Origin of the sequence: Sphingobium indicum BiD32 (assembly GCF_000382885.1) — a bacterium.
GTDB classification, from domain to species: domain Bacteria; phylum Pseudomonadota; class Alphaproteobacteria; order Sphingomonadales; family Sphingomonadaceae; genus Sphingobium; species Sphingobium japonicum_C.
This window is the reverse complement of the sequence record NZ_CAVK010000198.1, coordinates 28,239-44,505: the sequence shown is the minus strand read 5'-3', so window position 1 is coordinate 44,505 and position 16,267 is coordinate 28,239. Positions and strand designations below refer to the sequence as shown.

Sequence of the window (16,267 nt, the reverse complement as noted above, 5' to 3'; positions counted from 1 at the left end):
GGTCGCCCGCGATCCTGCCGATGATCCCGGCCCAGACCGGTTCGCCCGCATAGATCAACGTCGCCCGTGTCGGCGACACGGTGCGCTGCGCCCAGTTCATCACCAGCTGGATGATCGCTGTCATCGCGCCAAGGCCACAGGCGGCGATCACCACCGCCCAGGAGAAGGGTGGGATCGCCTCGCCCGCCGGGGCCATGCAGGCAAAGGCCAGCAGCGACGTCACCGCCAGCTGCACCACGGTCACCCGCAGGACATTGACGCTGCCAGCCCACAGGCTGATGAAGATGATCTCCAGCGCGATCGCCAATGTGCTGATCAGCGTCAGAATCTCGCCCCGGCCCAGCGCCATGCCGCCTTCGGGTGCCGCCACCAACAACAGGCCGATGAACGCCAGTGCCACCCCGATCCAGCTCGCCAGCCGGGGCCGCCGCCGCAGGATGATCCATTGCAGCACCGGCACCAGCGGCACATAGGCGGCGGTGATGAACGCCGATGCGCTGCTCGAAATCGTCTGAAGCCCCCAGGTCTGGAGCGTATAGCCGACAAAGATGCCCAGACCGATCACCAGCCCCGCCCATAGTTCGCCCAGCGTCAGTCCGCGCAGCACTGGCAGCGCCAGCGGCAGGGTGAGCAGCGCCGCAGTGCCAAAGCGCAGCCCGACAAAATAAAGCGGCCCTGACTGCGTCATCGCGCCATGAATGATCAGGAAAGTGCCGCCCCACAGCATCGTCACGCCGATCAGCGCCAGTTCGGGACGGCCGATCAGCCAGCGGCTTGGGGCGGGGGGATCGCTGAGGACGGCGGCATGGGTCATGCCCGACCGCTATGGACCGCGCAGGGCGGGGTCAAGCCGGAGGTGCGCGGTGTGGAAGCCGCGCACCCGAACGGATCAATCGTTCTTCAGATCCTTGCCTGCTTCTTCCAGCGACGCGCCGACATCACGCTTGGCGGCGTCTGCCTCGCGCTCCGCGTCGTTTGCGGCATCGCTCGTCGCCGCACCGATCTTGTCCGCGCCCTCGTCGATCGTCCGTCCGGCCCTGTCCAGGCCATTATCGATTGTGTCGCCCGCGCGATCGACCGACTGGCTGATGTCATTGCCGATCGAAGCGCCTGCATTTTCGACGCTATCCTCGGTTTTTTCCGAGCAAGCCGACAGGCTGGCGACCGAGAGGACCGCGAGTGCGGCCAATATGGATGTGCGCATGATGGCTCCTTTTCCCCATTGCGTGGAGCGACATAAGCGCAGCAGGCGCGATAAGGTTGCGTGCCTATCCGCCGCGCAGGCCGAACACCATCGACCGGTCCTGATCGGGGATCAGCCCTTCCAGCACCCGCCAGAAGCCGGTGACCGACCCTTGCCCTGCCTGTGCATAGGCGGCTGCCATCTTCTCGCGCAGGGCACGGAACAGTTCGGCCTCCAGCGCTGCGCCCGCCGCGCTCAGCCGCAGCAATTTCTGTCGCCGGTCGTTGGGACCGGGCCGCGATTCGATATAGCCGCGATCAATCAGGTCGTTCAGGACCCGACCCAATGATTGCTTGGTGATGGCCAGCAACCGCAGCAGATCCTTGACGGTCAGGTCGGGCTGGCGCGAGATGAAATAGAGCGCGCGATGATGCGCCCGGCCCAGCCCCAGTGCCGCCAGTCCCTCGTCGATCGACCGGGTCAGCGCGGAATAGCCGAAATAGAGCATTTCGATCCCGCGTCGTATCTCATCCTCGCGCAGGAACAGCGGGGATGCGGGCGACATCTGGGCCGATGAAGGCGACGAACTGGTAATGGTCATGGCTGTGATGATCCAGCGCGGGAGGAAAGTGTCTTATTGCCGTCCCAAAAGGATGATGACTAGGCTTTCCTTTCGCCAATCACACGCTATATGCCTGACCGCGCCGACGAAAATCGGCGCTGCTGGGGCGTCGCCAAGCGGTAAGGCAGCGGCTTTTGATGCCGCCATGCGCAGGTTCGAATCCTGCCGCCCCAGCCAGTTTTCTTGAAAATGCACCGAATCACGCGGAAAGCGGAAAAGGTGCCTGCCTCCCCCGCCGTCCGCGCGGCTTACCGCCCCAGCAGTCCGCGCGCCTGACCCGCAATTTCCGCCAGCATTGCGACATTGGGCGTCGCAGCGGCCTTGGCGCGTTGCACCAGGGTACGGAACTGGCGGATGCGGGGGCCGCGCTGGATCAGCCAATCTTCGACATGGGCGGATATGTCCTTGCCCTTGCCGTCTTTGGAACCGCACTGTGCCAGGAAGTCCAGCCGCACCTGCTGCATATCGCGGGCGACGCCAGAAATCAGCAGCCGTTCCCACGGATCGGTCGGTTCCATGCGCGCGGCGGCGGACTGGACCCAGTCGATGCCGACCGCTTCGCCCAAATGGGTGAAGGCGCGGGTCAGCGCCGTTTCGTCCACACCCATCCGCCCGGCCAGCGCCGCTATGCCGACCGCGCCGTCCAGTTTGAACAGTCCCGCCGTGCGCCGCGCCAGCGCATCAGGCGCGCCCAGAGCCAGCAGCCGCTCGGTCACCGCATTGGTGCGACGCTGCGCCTCGCTGGTCAGCAGATCATCGACCTGCGCCGCCAACGTCCCAACGCCCTGCTTCAGCGCTGCCAATCCAGCGCTCGGCAGCGTCCCGGCCGACTGGCTGCGCAAGATGTCGGCAATCTGCGCCCGCATCCCGCCCGCAATATCGCCGAACAGGGCAAGGCGCGCGCTTTCTGCCATCTCGGCGGCGTCAATGTCCGCCCACAATGTGTCAATGTCATAGAGCCGCTCTGCGATCAGGAAGGCACTGGCCATGTCGCCCAGCGAACAGCCTTCCTCCTCCACCAGCTCGAACGGATGGATCAGGCCCAGCCGGTTGACGATGCGGTTGGCGACCTTGGTGGCGATGATTTCCTTGCGCAGGGCATGGACGGCAATCGCATCGGCTTCCCTTTCCTGCATCGCAGCAGGGAAGGCGGCCATCAACTCGCCGGTCATGCTTGCGTCGCTGGCCAGATCACCTTGCTCGATCGCGTCCTGCAAGCTCAGCTTTGCGGTCGAGAGCAATACGGCCAGTTCCGGCCGGGTCAAACCCTGTCCGTCCTGTCCGCGCCGCAGCAACTGGTCGTTCGCGGCCAGCCCTTCAACCTGCCGGTCGAGCCGTCCGCTTTCCTCGAACGTCTCGATCAGCCGCACATAGCTCGCCAGATCCGCCGCACCGCCGCTTTCGGCGATGGACAGGCCCAGCGCCTGCAAGCGGTTATCCTCCAGCACGATGGCCCCGACCGCATCGGTCATGCTTTCCAGCAGCGCGTTGCGCTCCTCGAACGGCAGGCGGCCTTCGGCCATCTCCTTGTTCAGGGCGATCTTGATATTGACCTCATTATCCGAACAATCGACGCCCGCGCTATTGTCGATGAAGTCGGTGTTGATCCGCCCGCCGCGCAGCGAAAAGGCGATGCGTCCCGCCTGCGTCGTGCCGAGGTTCGCGCCTTCGCCAATCACCTTGACCCGCAACTGTTCGGCATTGACGCGCAGCCGGTCATTGGCCGGATCGCCGACATCGCCATGGCTTTGCGCCGCCGCCTTCACATAGGTGCCGATGCCGCCGAACCACAACAGATCGGCAGGGGCTTTGAGGATCGCGGAGATGAGGGCGGTCGGCTCCATCTCGGCGTCCGTGACTCCCAATATCGCCTGGATTTCCGGGGTCAGCATTATGCTCTTGAGCGCGCGGGAAAATACGCCGCCGCCCTTGGAGATCAACGCCTTGTCATAATCGTCCCAACTTGACCGGGGCAGCTGGAACAGCCGGTTGCGCTCCTCCCAGCTTTTTGCCGGATCGGGCGCGGGGTCGAAGAAAATGTGGCGATGGTCGAACGCTGCTACCAGTTTGATTGCCTTGCTGAGCAGCATCCCGTTGCCGAACACGTCGCCCGACATGTCGCCGCAACCCACGACGCTGACCGGTTCGCTTTGCACATCGACGCCCATTTCGGCAAAGTGGCGCTGCACCGAAATCCACGCGCCGCGTGCCGTAATGCCCATCGCCTTATGGTCGTAACCGTTGGATCCGCCGCTGGCGAAGGCATCGCCCAGCCAGAATTTGCGATCAAGCGCGATGGCGTTGGCGATGTCGCTGAAGGTGGCCGTTCCCTTGTCGGCGGCGACCACGAAATAGGGATCGTCGTCATCACGCACCACGACCTGAGCGGGATGTTTGACATGGTCGTTGACGATATTGTCGGTCACCGACAGCAGTGCGCGGATGAAGATGCGATAGCTTTCGGTGCCCTCGGCAATCCACGCATCGCGGTCGGCCTGCGGATTGGGCAATTGCTTGGGATAGAAGCCGCCCTTCGCCCCGGTCGGTACGATGACGGCATTCTTGACCCGTTGTGCCTTCATCAGGCCAAGGATTTCGGTGCGGAAATCGTCGCGCCGGTCGGACCAGCGAAGCCCGCCGCGCGCCACCGGCCCGGCGCGCAGATGGATGCCCTCGACACGCGGGCTATAGACCCATATTTCGCGCCATGGCAGCGGCGCGGGCAGGCCGGGCACCTGCGCGCTGTCCAGCTTGAACGCCAGCGCCTCGACCGCTGCCTTGCTGAAGAAATTGGTGCGCAGCGTTGCGTTGATGACGGCGCGCAAAAGTCTCAGCACCCGGTCCTCGTCAATCGCCGTCACCGCCTCCAGCCCGGCGTCAATCGCGGCCTGTGCTTCTGCTACCCGCGCCTCCGCGCCATCGCGCGCGGCGGGATCGTGCAGCGCCTCGAACAGGGTGATCAGATTGACCGCAACCCCCTGCGCCCGGCGCAGCGTTTCGGCAAAGGTCGCCATGCCATAGGCCATGCCGGTCTGGCGCAGATAGCGGAACAGCGCCCGCAGCAGCACCACCGATCGCGGCGTCAGTCCGGCTGTGACGATCAGTTCGTTGAACCGATCATTCTCCGCCCGGCCTTCCAGCACCTGGGCGATCGCTTCGGTGACGATGTCTGCGCGGGCCACCACCCCCTGCGCGTCGCCGCCAGCGGGCAGTTCCAGCACGAAACGCTGGACATGGCCCAGCGTCCCGCCATCAATCGCCGTCGTCATCTCCTCGATCACGCGAAAGCCGAAATTCTCGAACGCCGGGACCACTTCGGACAAAGCGATCGTCACATGGCTGTAGAGTTTGAGCCGCAGCCGTTCAGCGCTGTCCTCCGGGTTGCGATAGATGCGGATCGCCTTGTCGCCGGCCCCTGACAGGCCGTGGATCTGGCGAATGTCGATCGCCGCTTCTGCTGGCCCCGCGCCATTGCGATAGACCGCCGGGAAGCCTCCGGCATAACGCTGCGCCAGCGCGGCGGCGCGACCCGGCTCCTCGGTCTGCGTCAGCGCTTCCTCGACCGCGGGCAGCCAGCCGCGCACCATCTGCTTGAGCTGATGGTCCAGCGCCACATCGTCCGGCACCACGCCGCCTTCGCGCAGGTCGAGCGTGATGCGCAGCAGCGCGAGGCCACCTTCCTCCAGCGCGATCGACCAGCTGAGCACCGGGCCGTTCGCCGCCTGTGCCAGCATGTCCTGCACAGCGATCCGGCGCGCGGTCGACAATTCGTCGCGCGGCAGCCAGACAAAGGCATAGAGATGGCGCGCCAGCGCGCTGGTCGCCAGCGCCAGCTTGGGCCGGGGCCGGTCGGTCAGCGACATGAAGGTCAGCGCCAGTCGCTCCAGCGTCTCACGATCAAAGCCAATGGTGATGTCATGCGGCAGGGCGGTCAGCGCGTGGGCCAGCGTCTTGCCCGCATGGCCCGCCGGGTCAAAGCCGAATTTGTCCATCAGGTTCGACAGCGTCGACCGCAGCAATGGCACCTTTTCCGGCGTCGCCGACAGGCCCGAACTGGTCCACATACCCGCATGGATCGACAGCGCCTTGACCTCGCGTCCTTCGCGCACGGGGATGATGATCAGGTCGAGCAGCACATGGCGATGGATGCGCGAGATGCGGCTGGACTTGATGATCAGCGGCGTGCGCTTGCCTTCCTCGAACCACACAAAGGCTGCCTCCAGCGATGCAGGCGCGATCAGCGTCTTGTCGCGCAGGGTGCAGATGCCCAGCCGCGACTGGCTGGTGCCGTCGCGGTTGCACAGCTCATGCCCGGTCTGGGTAAAATGGCGCGCCAGGAACCAGCGCAGCAGCGCCGCGCCTTCCTCGTCCGGCACGGCGTCGGCGTCCGCCGCCATCGCCGCCTGCATCGGCGCCCAGTCGGCCACCGCCGCCCGCACGTCGGTCAGCGTGTCGCGCAGCGCCTTTTCCAACGCCCGGCGCGCCTTGGCGTCGGCCCGGTCGGCTTCGATATAGATCATCGATTCGCGACGCGCGCCCGGCGCATCATCGTCTAGTATCGCGGCCAGCGACCCATCGGCATGGCGAGTCACCGAAAGGACGGGGTGCAGCAGGCGGTGGATGGTGATGTCGGCGGCGGCCAGCGTGTTGGCAATGCTGTCGACCAGAAACGGCATGTCGTCATTGACGATCGCGATGCGCATATAGCGGCCATTGGCGCCTTCGCCCAGCGTCTCGACCATGATCGCGGCGTCGCCCGGCTTGCGTCCGTTGGCGGTGCGGCCCAGAAAGGCGGCGGCCGCCGCTATGCCCTGTTCGTCCAGCCCTTCGCGTTCGCCGGGCAGGGCACCCCGCTCCAGCGCTGCCTCCAGCGCCTCCCGGATGAACGTATCGACTTCCTTGATGTTCACATCCGCCAGCGCCGTCATTCGCCTAACCTCTCACGCGGGTTCATCCCGCTTGGAATTGAACGGAGGAGACGCTGGATCGCCGCCATGCGACTCCTCGGCTTTCGACCGTCTATATGCCTCCGCCCATGGGGAGGCTCAACCCTGCTTGTGAAATAAAGTGTCTTAGCGTTGAAATAATATGATGCAGCGCAACATGCCCCGCGCGTGGTGGTGGGCTAGGTGGTGGCGCGACTATCGGCCAGCCCGCGCCGCATGTCGAGCGCGGATAAGGGCGCTTCCGGAGCATTTTCCCGCGATCCGCCCCGACCGGCCAGCGCGTCGTGCCGCCCCGCCCAAAGGGAGGGCAGTCCCTATCATCGCGTGAACATATTTTTGTCGGTGACGACCAGGTTGGTGACGCCGCAATAATCGACCGGGCTGTTAAATTCACTGGCGTCGGCAAAGACCACGCGGGTCTGCACTTCGCAGCGTTCGTCACCTGCCAAGAATTTGAGCGCGCGACAGGAGTGGTGGCCTTGGATCAAGCGGGTAGTGTGTGTCGGGGGAGGGGCTAGGGATATTGTTGGCGGGTGTGGACGAGGGCAAGAATTTCTATGGCGTTGGCCGTGACCCGATAGACGAGCATATAGTTGGGCGTAACAATCGCTTCCCGCGTGTCCGGCAGGCGCCCGGCACGATACATGTAGGGATGGTCGGCCAGTCGTTCGGCGCAATGCTGGAATAAGTCGGCATGGCGTAGAGCGGCGGCAGGATTGCGCTCTGCAATATAGGCGGTGATCCGGCGGGCATCCTCTCGCGCCGTTTTGCGCCAGACAACATGCGGCATTAGGCTTGGCTGGCCGTTTTCGTTTCGATGATCGCGCGCAGTTCTGCCATCACCTGATCATGCGGAATGGGAGGCGTCGTATCAGCCAAGGACGCCTCGACCTTCGCACGGAACCATGCATCATAGGCTTCGGCCTCCTGCGTCGTCGCGAATTCGGACTCGATGGGGGTTAGCTTGGTCATGGATTCACTATAGCAGGACGGTCCGGGCGAATCCATATCGCGCGGGATGTCGCCCCAGCGATTGATCCGTATCGGACACATGCAGGTTTGATTTGGGGATTGTTGCACCTGTCACCTTAATTCCCACCGTAATTCCATGACCTGATCACCAGTTGCGTGACGCTCTGATCGTGTTTTGTTCTTTGCATTTGTCACAGCAGGTGATAAGCCGTTAAACATCCCCTCAGATTAACCGTTTGCCCGAAAATCAATATATGGTATCCACACCATATTGGACCACAAGGTGTAGTGGAATGGCTGAGCCTGTGTTGATGAGAGGTTGGACAAATCCGATCACGTTCAGTGGTCCTCCTCCAACTATCCCTGCTGAACAATTAGCCCTGTTTCCTAGAAAAACGCTGTTCGAACTCCCTATGCCTGAGGGCAAAGATGTATCAGCTTACGTCCAAGCGGATAATGGACGGAAATACTATTTGAAAATCGATAAGGGTGATAAATGTATAAGAGCTAATGAATGGCTATCTCATCAAATAGCGGGAATGGTCGGAATCTCAACGCCACGATGCGATTTCATCCAAACTAATAATGGTGACATTGCATTTGGGTCAGAATCGGTAGATGGTGTTTTTAACCAGACGGAAACTATTCTGTTTTTAGAAAAATACTCTATGATAGAACTGGGAAGTGTCGCCCCGGAGTTGAGAGCTGTTCTATCAGCGATTCACGCTTTAGATTTATTTTTGAACAATATTGATCGCCATATGGGCAATTTTCTTATAGCGGGCGCTGGAAATGAACGCCAGTTGATGGCGCTGGATTTCGCGAGGTCTGTTTTTTGGCGATGGCCGTGGGACTGATTTTTTCAGGACGGTGATACCAGCGCTCGTGAATGGATAGACTTGCGTCAACGGCATGGATTTGACATTGAGGCCGCGCTTTTGATCGTACGTCGGCTTGGTGTCATATCGCCTGCGCAAATTCGACGGATGGTTGGGCAAATGCCGACTCATTGGCTTCCATTGTCATTGAGTGATGACCTTTTTGCTTATTGCGATGGCGGTGGGTGGGCTGATAGGGTCGAGCAGCTGCGCAAAGGGCTTACGGATGGTTCGATCGTATAAATTTGCCATCGTGCGGTTAGCTCCTGGGGGAGTCCGTGATGAACGCATCAACGTCGGCGTGGTCGTTTTTGGTGAGGCATCGATTGATGTCCGTTTGCCAAAACGCCTCGATAAGATACGCGTTTTGTCATCCGCGATTGATCAGTCCTCAATACGCGAATTGACCGAAGCCGTTGTTGCACGCGACATTGACATACGTAATGCTGGAATTTTCGATCCAGAGGCACGGAATACGGCGATTTATGAAGCGTCAAGCAATGTAGAATCTGCGGCACGGTCTTGCTTAGAAACGGCGGCTCATCAAGGCGCGGAGTTGATAAATTGGGCCAGCAACTCGGATAAAATTAAGCTCATAACATCAATTGCTTCTCTCGCTACACCAATTGAGAAAAGTCGAGATAGGAACAGGCGTCCTCATGAGGATACTCCTAGGCTTAAACTCGCGTAACTTCACTCCGCCGCCACACTCTCCAACCCCAGCAACGGCGCAAGATAGTGCCCGGTAAATGACCGTGGCTCCTTCGCGACCTTTTCCGGTGTGCCTTCCGCCACGACTTCGCCGCCCTTCACGCCACCCTCTGGACCCATGTCGATGATCCAGTCCGCCGTCTTGATGACGTCGAGATTATGCTCGATCACGACCACGCTATTGCCCTGGTCGACCAGCGCGTGGAGGACTTCGAGCAGTTTGCGGACATCCTCGAAATGCAGGCCGGTGGTGGGTTCGTCGAGGATGTAGAGGGTCTGGCCGGTGGCTCTGCGGGCGAGTTCCTTGGCGAGTTTGACGCGCTGGGCTTCGCCGCCCGACAGGGTTGTGGCCTGCTGGCCGACCTTGACATAGCCCAGGCCCACTTCGGCGAGCATGGCCATCTTGTCGCGGATCGGCGGCACGGCCTTGAAGAATTCGACCGCATCCTCGACCGTCATGTCCAGCACGTCGGCGATCGAGTGGCCCTTGAATTTCACCTCCAGCGTTTCGCGATTGTAGCGCGCGCCGTGGCACACATCGCAGGTGACATAGACGTCGGGGAGGAAGTGCATCTCGATCTTGATGAGGCCGTCGCCGGTGCAGGCTTCGCAGCGGCCGCCCTTGACGTTGAAGCTGAAGCGGCCCGGTTTGTAGCCGCGCGCCTGGCTTTCGGGCAGGCCCGCGAACCAGTCGCGGATGTTGGTGAAGGCGCCGGTATAGGTGGCCGGGTTGGAGCGGGGGGTGCGGCCGATGGGCGACTGGTCGATGTCGATCACCTTGTCGCAATGTTCCAGGCCCGTCACCTTGTCATGCGCGCCGGCCAGGATGCGCGCGCCGTTCAGGGCGCGGGCGGAGGCGGCGTAGAGCGTGTCGATGGTGAAGCTGGACTTGCCGGAGCCGGAGACGCCGGTGATGCAGGTGAAGGTGCCGAGCGGGATGCTGGCCGTCACGCCGGTGAGGTTGTTGGCGCGGGCGTTGTGGACGGTGATCTTCTTGCCATTACCCTTGCGGCGCTTGGCCGGCACGTCGATGCGGCGGGTGCCGTTGAGATAATCGGCGGTGAGGCTGTTTTTGGCCTTCAGGATTTCGGGCAGGGTGCCCTGCGCCACGATCTGCCCGCCATGGATGCCCGCGCCCGGTCCCATGTCGACAATATAGTCGGCGTGGCGGATCGCATCCTCGTCATGCTCCACGACGATGACGCTGTTGCCCAGGTCGCGCAGGCGCTTCAAGGTCACGAGCAGGCGGTCATTGTCGCGCTGGTGCAGGCCGATCGAGGGTTCGTCGAGGACGTAGAGGACGCCGGACAGGCCGCTGCCGATCTGGCTGGCGAGGCGGATGCGCTGGGATTCGCCGCCGGACAGGGTGCCGCTGGTGCGGTCCAGGTTCAGATAATCGAGGCCGACATTGTTGAGGAAGCCCAGGCGCTCGACAATTTCCTTGAGGATGGCGCGGGCGATCTGGTTCTGCTGGTCGTTCAATCTGTCCGGCATCGCGGTGAAGAAGGCGAGCGCGTCCACGACCGAGCGGCGGGTGGAGAGGGAGATGTCCTCGCCCGCAATCTTGACCGCCAGCGCTTCGGGTTTCAGGCGCGCGCCGTGGCAGGTTTCGCAGGGCTGGGCGCGCTGATATTTGGACAGTTCCTCGCGCATCCAGGCGGATTCGGTCTGGAGGAGGCGGCGGTTCAAGTTGCCGATAACGCCCTCAAACGCCTTTTTCACTTCATAGCTTTTGCGGCCATCCATGAATTTGAGCGTGACGGGCTTGCCGCCGGTGCCGTGGAGGATGATGAGTTTCACCTCGCCGGGCAGGTCGGCCCAGGGGGTGTCGAGGCTGAACCCAAATTCCTTGGCGAGGCTCCCAAGCACCTGCATATAATAGGGGCTGGGCGGGTTGGATTTGGCCCAGGGGACGACCGCGCCCTTTTTAAGCGAGAGGGCTTCGTTGGGCACCACCAGTTCGGGGTCGAACTCCTGCCGTTCGCCAAGCCCGTCGCAGGCGGGGCAGGCGCCCATCGGGGCGTTGAAGGAGAAGAGGCGCGGCTCGATCTCCGCGATGGTGAAGCCACTGACGGGGCAGGCGAATTTTTCGCTGAACACGATGCGGTTGGCGGGGATGCCGGCCCCCTTCATCTTCTTGTCGGCGGCGGGGGCTTCATCCTCGCGGCCCGGCACGACGCCATCGGCGAGATCGACAAAGGCCAGCCCGTCGGCCAGTTTCAGCGCCTGCTCGAAACTGTCGGCCAGGCGGGTGCCCATGTCGGGTTCCACGGCCAGGCGGTCGACCACGACTTCGATGTCATGCTTGTACTTCTTGTCGAGCGCGGGCGCGTCCTCGATCAGCATCATTTCGCCGTCGATGCGGACGCGGGTGTAGCCCGCCTTCTGCCATTCGGCCAATTCCTTGCGATACTCGCCCTTGCGCCCGCGCACGACGGGGGCGAGGAGGTAGAAGCGCGTGCCTTCCGGCAGCAGCATCACGCGGTCGACCATCTGGCTGACGGTCTGGGCGCTGATCGGCAGGCCGGTCGCGGGGCTGTAGGGGATGCCGACGCGCGCCCACAACAGCCGCATATAATCGTAGATTTCGGTGACGGTCGCGACGGTGGAGCGCGGGTTTTTCGACGTGGTTTTCTGCTCGATACTGATCGCGGGGCTTAAGCCCTCAATATGCTCCACATCGGGCTTCTGCATCATCTCCAGAAACTGGCGCGCATAGGCGGAGAGCGATTCCACATAACGCCGCTGCCCTTCGGCATAGATGGTGTCGAAGGCGAGCGAGCTTTTGCCCGATCCCGACAGGCCGGTAATGACAATCAGGCTGTCGCGCGGCAGATCGACATCGACGCCCTTGAGGTTATGCTCGCGCGCGCCGCGGACGGAGATGTGGGTCAGACTCATGGGGTGTGTTGTTCCATATTTGTTCTGATCGGGCAAGACCATCTGCCAGTCGCCCCGACAAATGGGGCGAGGTCATGGATTTGAGAAGGGAAAATCCGCAGGGTCGGGCGGAAAGAGGTTGGGCCTGCACCAAAGACATGGGCGTGGGGGCTATGAGGGGTGTTTACTGATGGGCGGGATTGTCCGATTGGGGACCGGCAACTTCAGACAACATGACCGGCTATAGCTGTCGCCAGTGAGGCTATAGCATCGCCCGACTTACGGCCTTCATCGCAGCACAGTATCCTTCAAACCTTCGTAGTCCGCCAATGTCAAACGGGAACAATGTGGTTTCAATACTTATGGCATCGTTAGGAGTGAACCAGTTTAAAGCACGCAATTGCAACGCCGAGCTGCGCGAACGATGCGCGAAGAAATTTCGCGTAAGTCGCAAATTCTCAAGGGGCCAAGGTGTCGATCCAATCGCAGCGGCAACGTTCGCATAGTTTGCTATGCTCAATTTTCTCGCGGCTCGAATAGCGTCCACGGGGCGATACCAGTTTGGTTCGTACCGAGCGCCGGTAATCAGAAGTAGATAGTGGCTGACGGCTTCTCTTGTTCGATAGCGACGCGGGACAGAAGGTGGAATTCGCCCTGCTGAGCCGACAGCTCGTCCGGTCGCTGACCAAAGGATGAAGTTCCGTACATATTGTTCCCAAGCATTTTGTAGCTGAAAAGTGATGTGCTCGGCTTTTCGGCGATCCGAAGCGGTTAACGGCGCGACGAAGATTGGAGCCATATCCGCACTTAGCGCATCGACGCGCCGCTCCAACTGTGCTGCCAGACTGTTGAGCATTACGCCGCGATGGCATTCACTATGGCAGCGAAGCGAGGCCGGCGTGAACTGATCCGTTGAGTGCTACTTTTGCTTGCGACGACGAAGGCGGCATATGCTCCGTTAATATCATCGTTCTCGATAGCCGTGGCAAGCAATGGAAGATTGTTGGCGGCGTTTGCGAGGCTAAGGCCTACCCCACGCTTGTTATCCACCTCCACTGTCAACGCCGAGGATGGCAATTCACCTTCTACGAATGCTATGGCACACACAAGGAGAAGAAAATTTGGCGCATCAAAAAATGTAGTGTTACCGAAATCTATCCCAAATGTACCACAAGAAACGTTAATGTTTTTTTGCACAAGTCCGGTGATATCTGAAAAATAGTTTTCATCCCGTTTTATGTTGCTTTTATAAAATGCTCCAACCTTGTCCTCGCCGCCATCGCCGAGACCGTTAGCAAATGCCATGTATAGCTCTGCAATCAAAGTAGTATTCTTCAATCTGACACTGTCGCGTAGTGAAACGACATGAAATTTGTCCCAAAGTTGCCCATTTTCGCGTGTTGTGTTCCAAATCGCCCATTTGACCGGTTCATCGAACCTAGCATGCCGTAGTTCTGCCGGCGTCACTTTAACACTGTACGAATTCAGGCGCGCAAATACTTCCAATACTTCTGCATCTGACGCATTTAAAAGTTGAACAGTGGAAATGTTGTAAGATAGGAAGGCGTCCTTCCGGTCTTGGGCAAGGTCGTTGTAGCGCTGACCACCAAAATCAGGGCTTCGCGAGTTTATTCGCAAACCATTCGCGGCGAATGCCAAAATTGCCCGCAAGCGTTGCTGACCATCCACCACTTCACGAACAGAGGATTGGGTTGATGCATCAATGCGCGTGCGAATATACACCGCCGGTATTGGAAGCTCGCGTAAAATTGTATCAATCAGAAATGATTGTGCCTGAGGCGTCCATACTGTGCCGCGCTGAAATTGTGGCTGAAGTTCAAGCTGTTTCTGCCTGTCCCAAGTCAAAAAATCAGAAATTGAGAATGTCTGTGGAATGCTCGGCATAGTGTACTCCCTCATTTGCCTATGCCAGCCCCATCGCCCCATCGCCAGTGATATTCAGCGCTAGCGCGTTGCGCATTACAAGCGCATAATGGGCGAAAGGAACGGCAGCTTTCGGCCATGGTAACTTCTGCGTTGAACGGCGACAATTGGCGCATCCACGTCATTCTCCAATCCATCAGCATGACCCAATCGCTTCCCCCCAATCGCAAAACCACCGGCCCATTGCCTTTCCTTAAATCAGGGCCGAACCGGCCATGACGTAGCGTTCCGTGCCTGTATCGAGGCGGCGTTGGTTGCCGCCGGGTCGCCGCCGCTGGGGGCGTGATGTCGTTGGTGGTGCCGGGTTGACGGTTCGTCGTCGGGACATGCAGCCGGGCGTGTGTTGGGCGCGGATTATCGAACGGCAGGTTCGCGGCGCCGATTTCGGCTTAGGATGGCGTCACAGGGATATGGTTTCGCCGGAGCGGCGGCGTCTGTCCTGCAACAGTTCATCCTGATCCCGGTGCCCGACAGCATCCTGGATACGCCCCCGGCCATCCCTTGCGCCGGGGGCGTTTTTGCGTTTGGGCGGTGGGCCGCTCTATCGCCGAGAGGGCGACACGCCTCCGTCAGCACTTCGTGCTGCCACCTCCCCTGCAAGGGGAGGAATTTCTTGGTCGACGTCATTGCGATTCCCGCTTTCCGTTACGGCAAATGTCGTTTGGCGGCGCGTTCATGTCGTTCGTCCTGCTGTTTGTCCGCACCGTTGGGCGCTTTGTCGATGGGTGTGTCGTTGGCCGATGCGGGGTGCCGCCGGTCGAAGCGGGCGGGCGCGGTTGCGGTCATGCGCCTAAACAGGATGGGCGAACGGGCGATGGCGCCGCCCCAAAGACCCAAAGGCCCGCCCCGTTCGCACCCGGACCGCCGCCAGCCCCTAACCGGCAGTGGCCGGGCCACAGCAGTTTAGAGGAGACAAGCCCATGTTCCGTTCGACCCTTTTTGCCGCGCTGGGTTCCATCGCGCTGATCGCCACCGCCGGTTCGGCCAGCGCCGGAGAATTTGTTTCCAACGGCCGTACGAGTGAAGTGCGCCATGGTGACCTGGACCTGTCCAAGACGTCTGACCAGCAGCAACTGCGCCAGCGCATCGCCCGCGCCGCCAGCAAGGTGTGCAGGTCGATGGACCGCTCTACCGCGCAGACGTGCAAGTCCATGGCGATCGCCCAGGTCGAAGCGCCGATCAGCGCCGCGATCGCGCGGGCCGAAACCAGCGAGCGCTATGCCCAAGCGAGCGTGAAGGACGCGCAGAACTGATTGCGGATATGCCCGCCCAGACGTGAAGAAGCCCGGTGATTGCCGGGCTTTTTTGCGTGGGAGGGGGGCATTGCCCCTTCGTCAGGCCTGCGGTCTGCCACCTTCCCAAGACAAGCTTGGGGAGGATTTGTCTTACCGTCCCGTCATGGCCCTGGCGTTGGCAAGGAAGGTGCGGCCGATGCGGATTTCGTTGCCGTCGGTGAGCGCTGCGAACCACACGCCGCTGCCGTCGTGGCGCAGGCGGGCGATATGGTCGCGGCGGACGATGTGGGAGCGGTGAAGGCGGACAAATTGCTGCGGGTCGAGCCGTTCCTCCAGGCTGCTGATCGTCTGGTGCAGCAGATAGCTGTGGGTGCCGACATGGAGGCGCATATAGTCACGCTCCGCCTCTATCCGGTCGATCTGGTCGGTGGCGATGCGGATCAGCTCGGAACGATGGGGTACCCAGAATTCCTCGGCCCAGTCGGGCTGCGGCTCGGCGGCGAGAGGGGTGCGTTCGGGCGCGTGATTGCGCAGCGCCGCCTCGACCCGGTCGATCGCGCGGGTCAGCCGATCGTGCGCGACGGGCTTTAGCATATAGTCGATGGCGGCGAGATCGAAGGCTTCGACCGCGAAACCCTCAAACGCGGTAACGAAGATGATTGCGGGACGCAGCCCCATGCGCCCGACCGCGCGGGCGACGCCGATGCCGTCGAGCAGGGGCATGGCGATGTCGAGCATGACGAGGTCGGGCTTCAACCCCTCGATCAGGCGCAGCGCGGCTTCGCCATCGGTGGCGGTGCCGACCAGCGCGATGCGCGGTTCGCGCGCGCACAGCATCTGGAGCCGCTCGACCGCGAGCGGTTCATCATCGACGATCATGGTGCGGATGGACATGG

Annotated in this window: 13 protein-coding genes and 1 tRNA gene; 4 read left to right on the top strand and 10 right to left on the bottom strand. The window is 61.4% G+C overall.

The features are described 5' to 3' along the window. The 3 genes from EBBID32_RS18705 to EBBID32_RS18695 form a co-directional block, all read right to left on the bottom strand. A partial coding sequence (locus EBBID32_RS18705; RefSeq protein ID WP_037491830.1) for a DMT family transporter occupies window positions 1-814 on the bottom strand: 814 nt, incomplete at its 3' end. Window positions 815-889: 75 nt separating this feature from the next. Beyond that, window positions 890-1,204: a hypothetical protein gene (locus EBBID32_RS18700; RefSeq protein WP_006963630.1), complete on the bottom strand. Its 315-nt coding sequence runs from the start codon at window positions 1,202-1,204 to the stop codon at window positions 890-892. A 64-nt stretch (window positions 1,205-1,268) separates the two neighbouring features. Continuing rightward, window positions 1,269-1,784, bottom strand: coding sequence for a MarR family winged helix-turn-helix transcriptional regulator (locus EBBID32_RS18695; protein ID WP_006963629.1), 516 nt, complete (start codon window positions 1,782-1,784; stop codon window positions 1,269-1,271). A 123-nt stretch (window positions 1,785-1,907) separates the two neighbouring features. Between EBBID32_RS18695 and EBBID32_RS18690 the strand changes: the two genes are divergently transcribed. Beyond that, window positions 1,908-1,982: transfer RNA gene (locus EBBID32_RS18690), tRNA-Gln, on the top strand. A gap of 71 nt (window positions 1,983-2,053) precedes the next feature. On the opposite strand, the gene EBBID32_RS18685 is transcribed toward EBBID32_RS18690, so the two are convergent. The 4 genes from EBBID32_RS18685 to relB all read right to left on the bottom strand — a co-directional run bounded on the left by EBBID32_RS18685 (window position 2,054) and on the right by relB (window position 7,723). After that, window positions 2,054-6,733 carry an NAD-glutamate dehydrogenase gene (locus EBBID32_RS18685; protein WP_006963626.1) on the bottom strand — a complete coding sequence of 1,560 codons (4,680 nt, stop codon included), beginning with the start codon at window positions 6,731-6,733 and terminating at the stop codon, window positions 2,054-2,056. Between the two features lie 335 nt (window positions 6,734-7,068). Further along, on the bottom strand, window positions 7,069-7,200 hold the full coding sequence (locus tag EBBID32_RS25165; RefSeq protein WP_006963625.1) for a hypothetical protein: 132 nt from the start codon (window positions 7,198-7,200) through the stop codon (window positions 7,069-7,071). A gap of 65 nt (window positions 7,201-7,265) precedes the next feature. After that, entirely contained in the window at window positions 7,266-7,541 is a 276-nt protein-coding gene (locus tag EBBID32_RS18680; protein ID WP_006963624.1) for a type II toxin-antitoxin system RelE/ParE family toxin, read from the bottom strand. Further along, a complete protein-coding gene (gene relB / locus EBBID32_RS18675) occupies window positions 7,541-7,723 on the bottom strand; it encodes a type II toxin-antitoxin system RelB family antitoxin (protein ID WP_006963623.1) in 183 nt (60 codons plus the stop codon). Before relB ends, EBBID32_RS18680 begins: the two co-directional genes overlap by 1 nt. Before the next feature lie 293 nt (window positions 7,724-8,016). Here relB and EBBID32_RS24270 point away from each other — a divergent pair, with 293 nt between their 5' ends. Then, window positions 8,017-8,580: a hypothetical protein gene (locus tag EBBID32_RS24270; protein ID WP_156022620.1), complete on the top strand. Its 564-nt coding sequence runs from the start codon at window positions 8,017-8,019 to the stop codon at window positions 8,578-8,580. A 175-nt stretch (window positions 8,581-8,755) separates the two neighbouring features. Further along, window positions 8,756-9,292, top strand: coding sequence for a DUF3037 domain-containing protein (locus EBBID32_RS23740; protein ID WP_081628131.1), 537 nt, complete (start codon window positions 8,756-8,758; stop codon window positions 9,290-9,292). A 2-nt stretch (window positions 9,293-9,294) separates the two neighbouring features. Here EBBID32_RS23740 and uvrA read toward each other — a convergent pair whose 3' ends face one another. Together uvrA and EBBID32_RS23735 are read right to left on the bottom strand one after the other, a co-directional pair. Further along, the gene (gene uvrA / locus EBBID32_RS18665) at window positions 9,295-12,213 is read right to left on the bottom strand and encodes an excinuclease ABC subunit UvrA (protein WP_006963621.1); all 2,919 of its coding nucleotides are present in this window, start codon (window positions 12,211-12,213) and stop codon (window positions 9,295-9,297) included. Window positions 12,214-13,047: 834 nt separating this feature from the next. After that, window positions 13,048-14,097: a DUF262 domain-containing protein gene (locus EBBID32_RS23735; protein ID WP_196805696.1), complete on the bottom strand. Its 1,050-nt coding sequence runs from the start codon at window positions 14,095-14,097 to the stop codon at window positions 13,048-13,050. A 959-nt stretch (window positions 14,098-15,056) separates the two neighbouring features. On the opposite strand from EBBID32_RS23735, the gene EBBID32_RS18655 reads away from it, so the two are divergent. Beyond that, window positions 15,057-15,389 (top strand): UrcA family protein, encoded by a 333-nt coding sequence (locus tag EBBID32_RS18655; protein ID WP_006963611.1) that lies wholly within the window; start codon window positions 15,057-15,059, stop codon window positions 15,387-15,389. A 132-nt stretch (window positions 15,390-15,521) separates the two neighbouring features. On the opposite strand, the gene EBBID32_RS18650 is transcribed toward EBBID32_RS18655, so the two are convergent. Further along, complete coding sequence (locus EBBID32_RS18650) at window positions 15,522-16,265, bottom strand: LytR/AlgR family response regulator transcription factor (protein ID WP_006963609.1); 744 nt, start codon at window positions 16,263-16,265, stop codon at window positions 15,522-15,524. Window positions 16,266-16,267 lie beyond the last annotated feature (2 nt).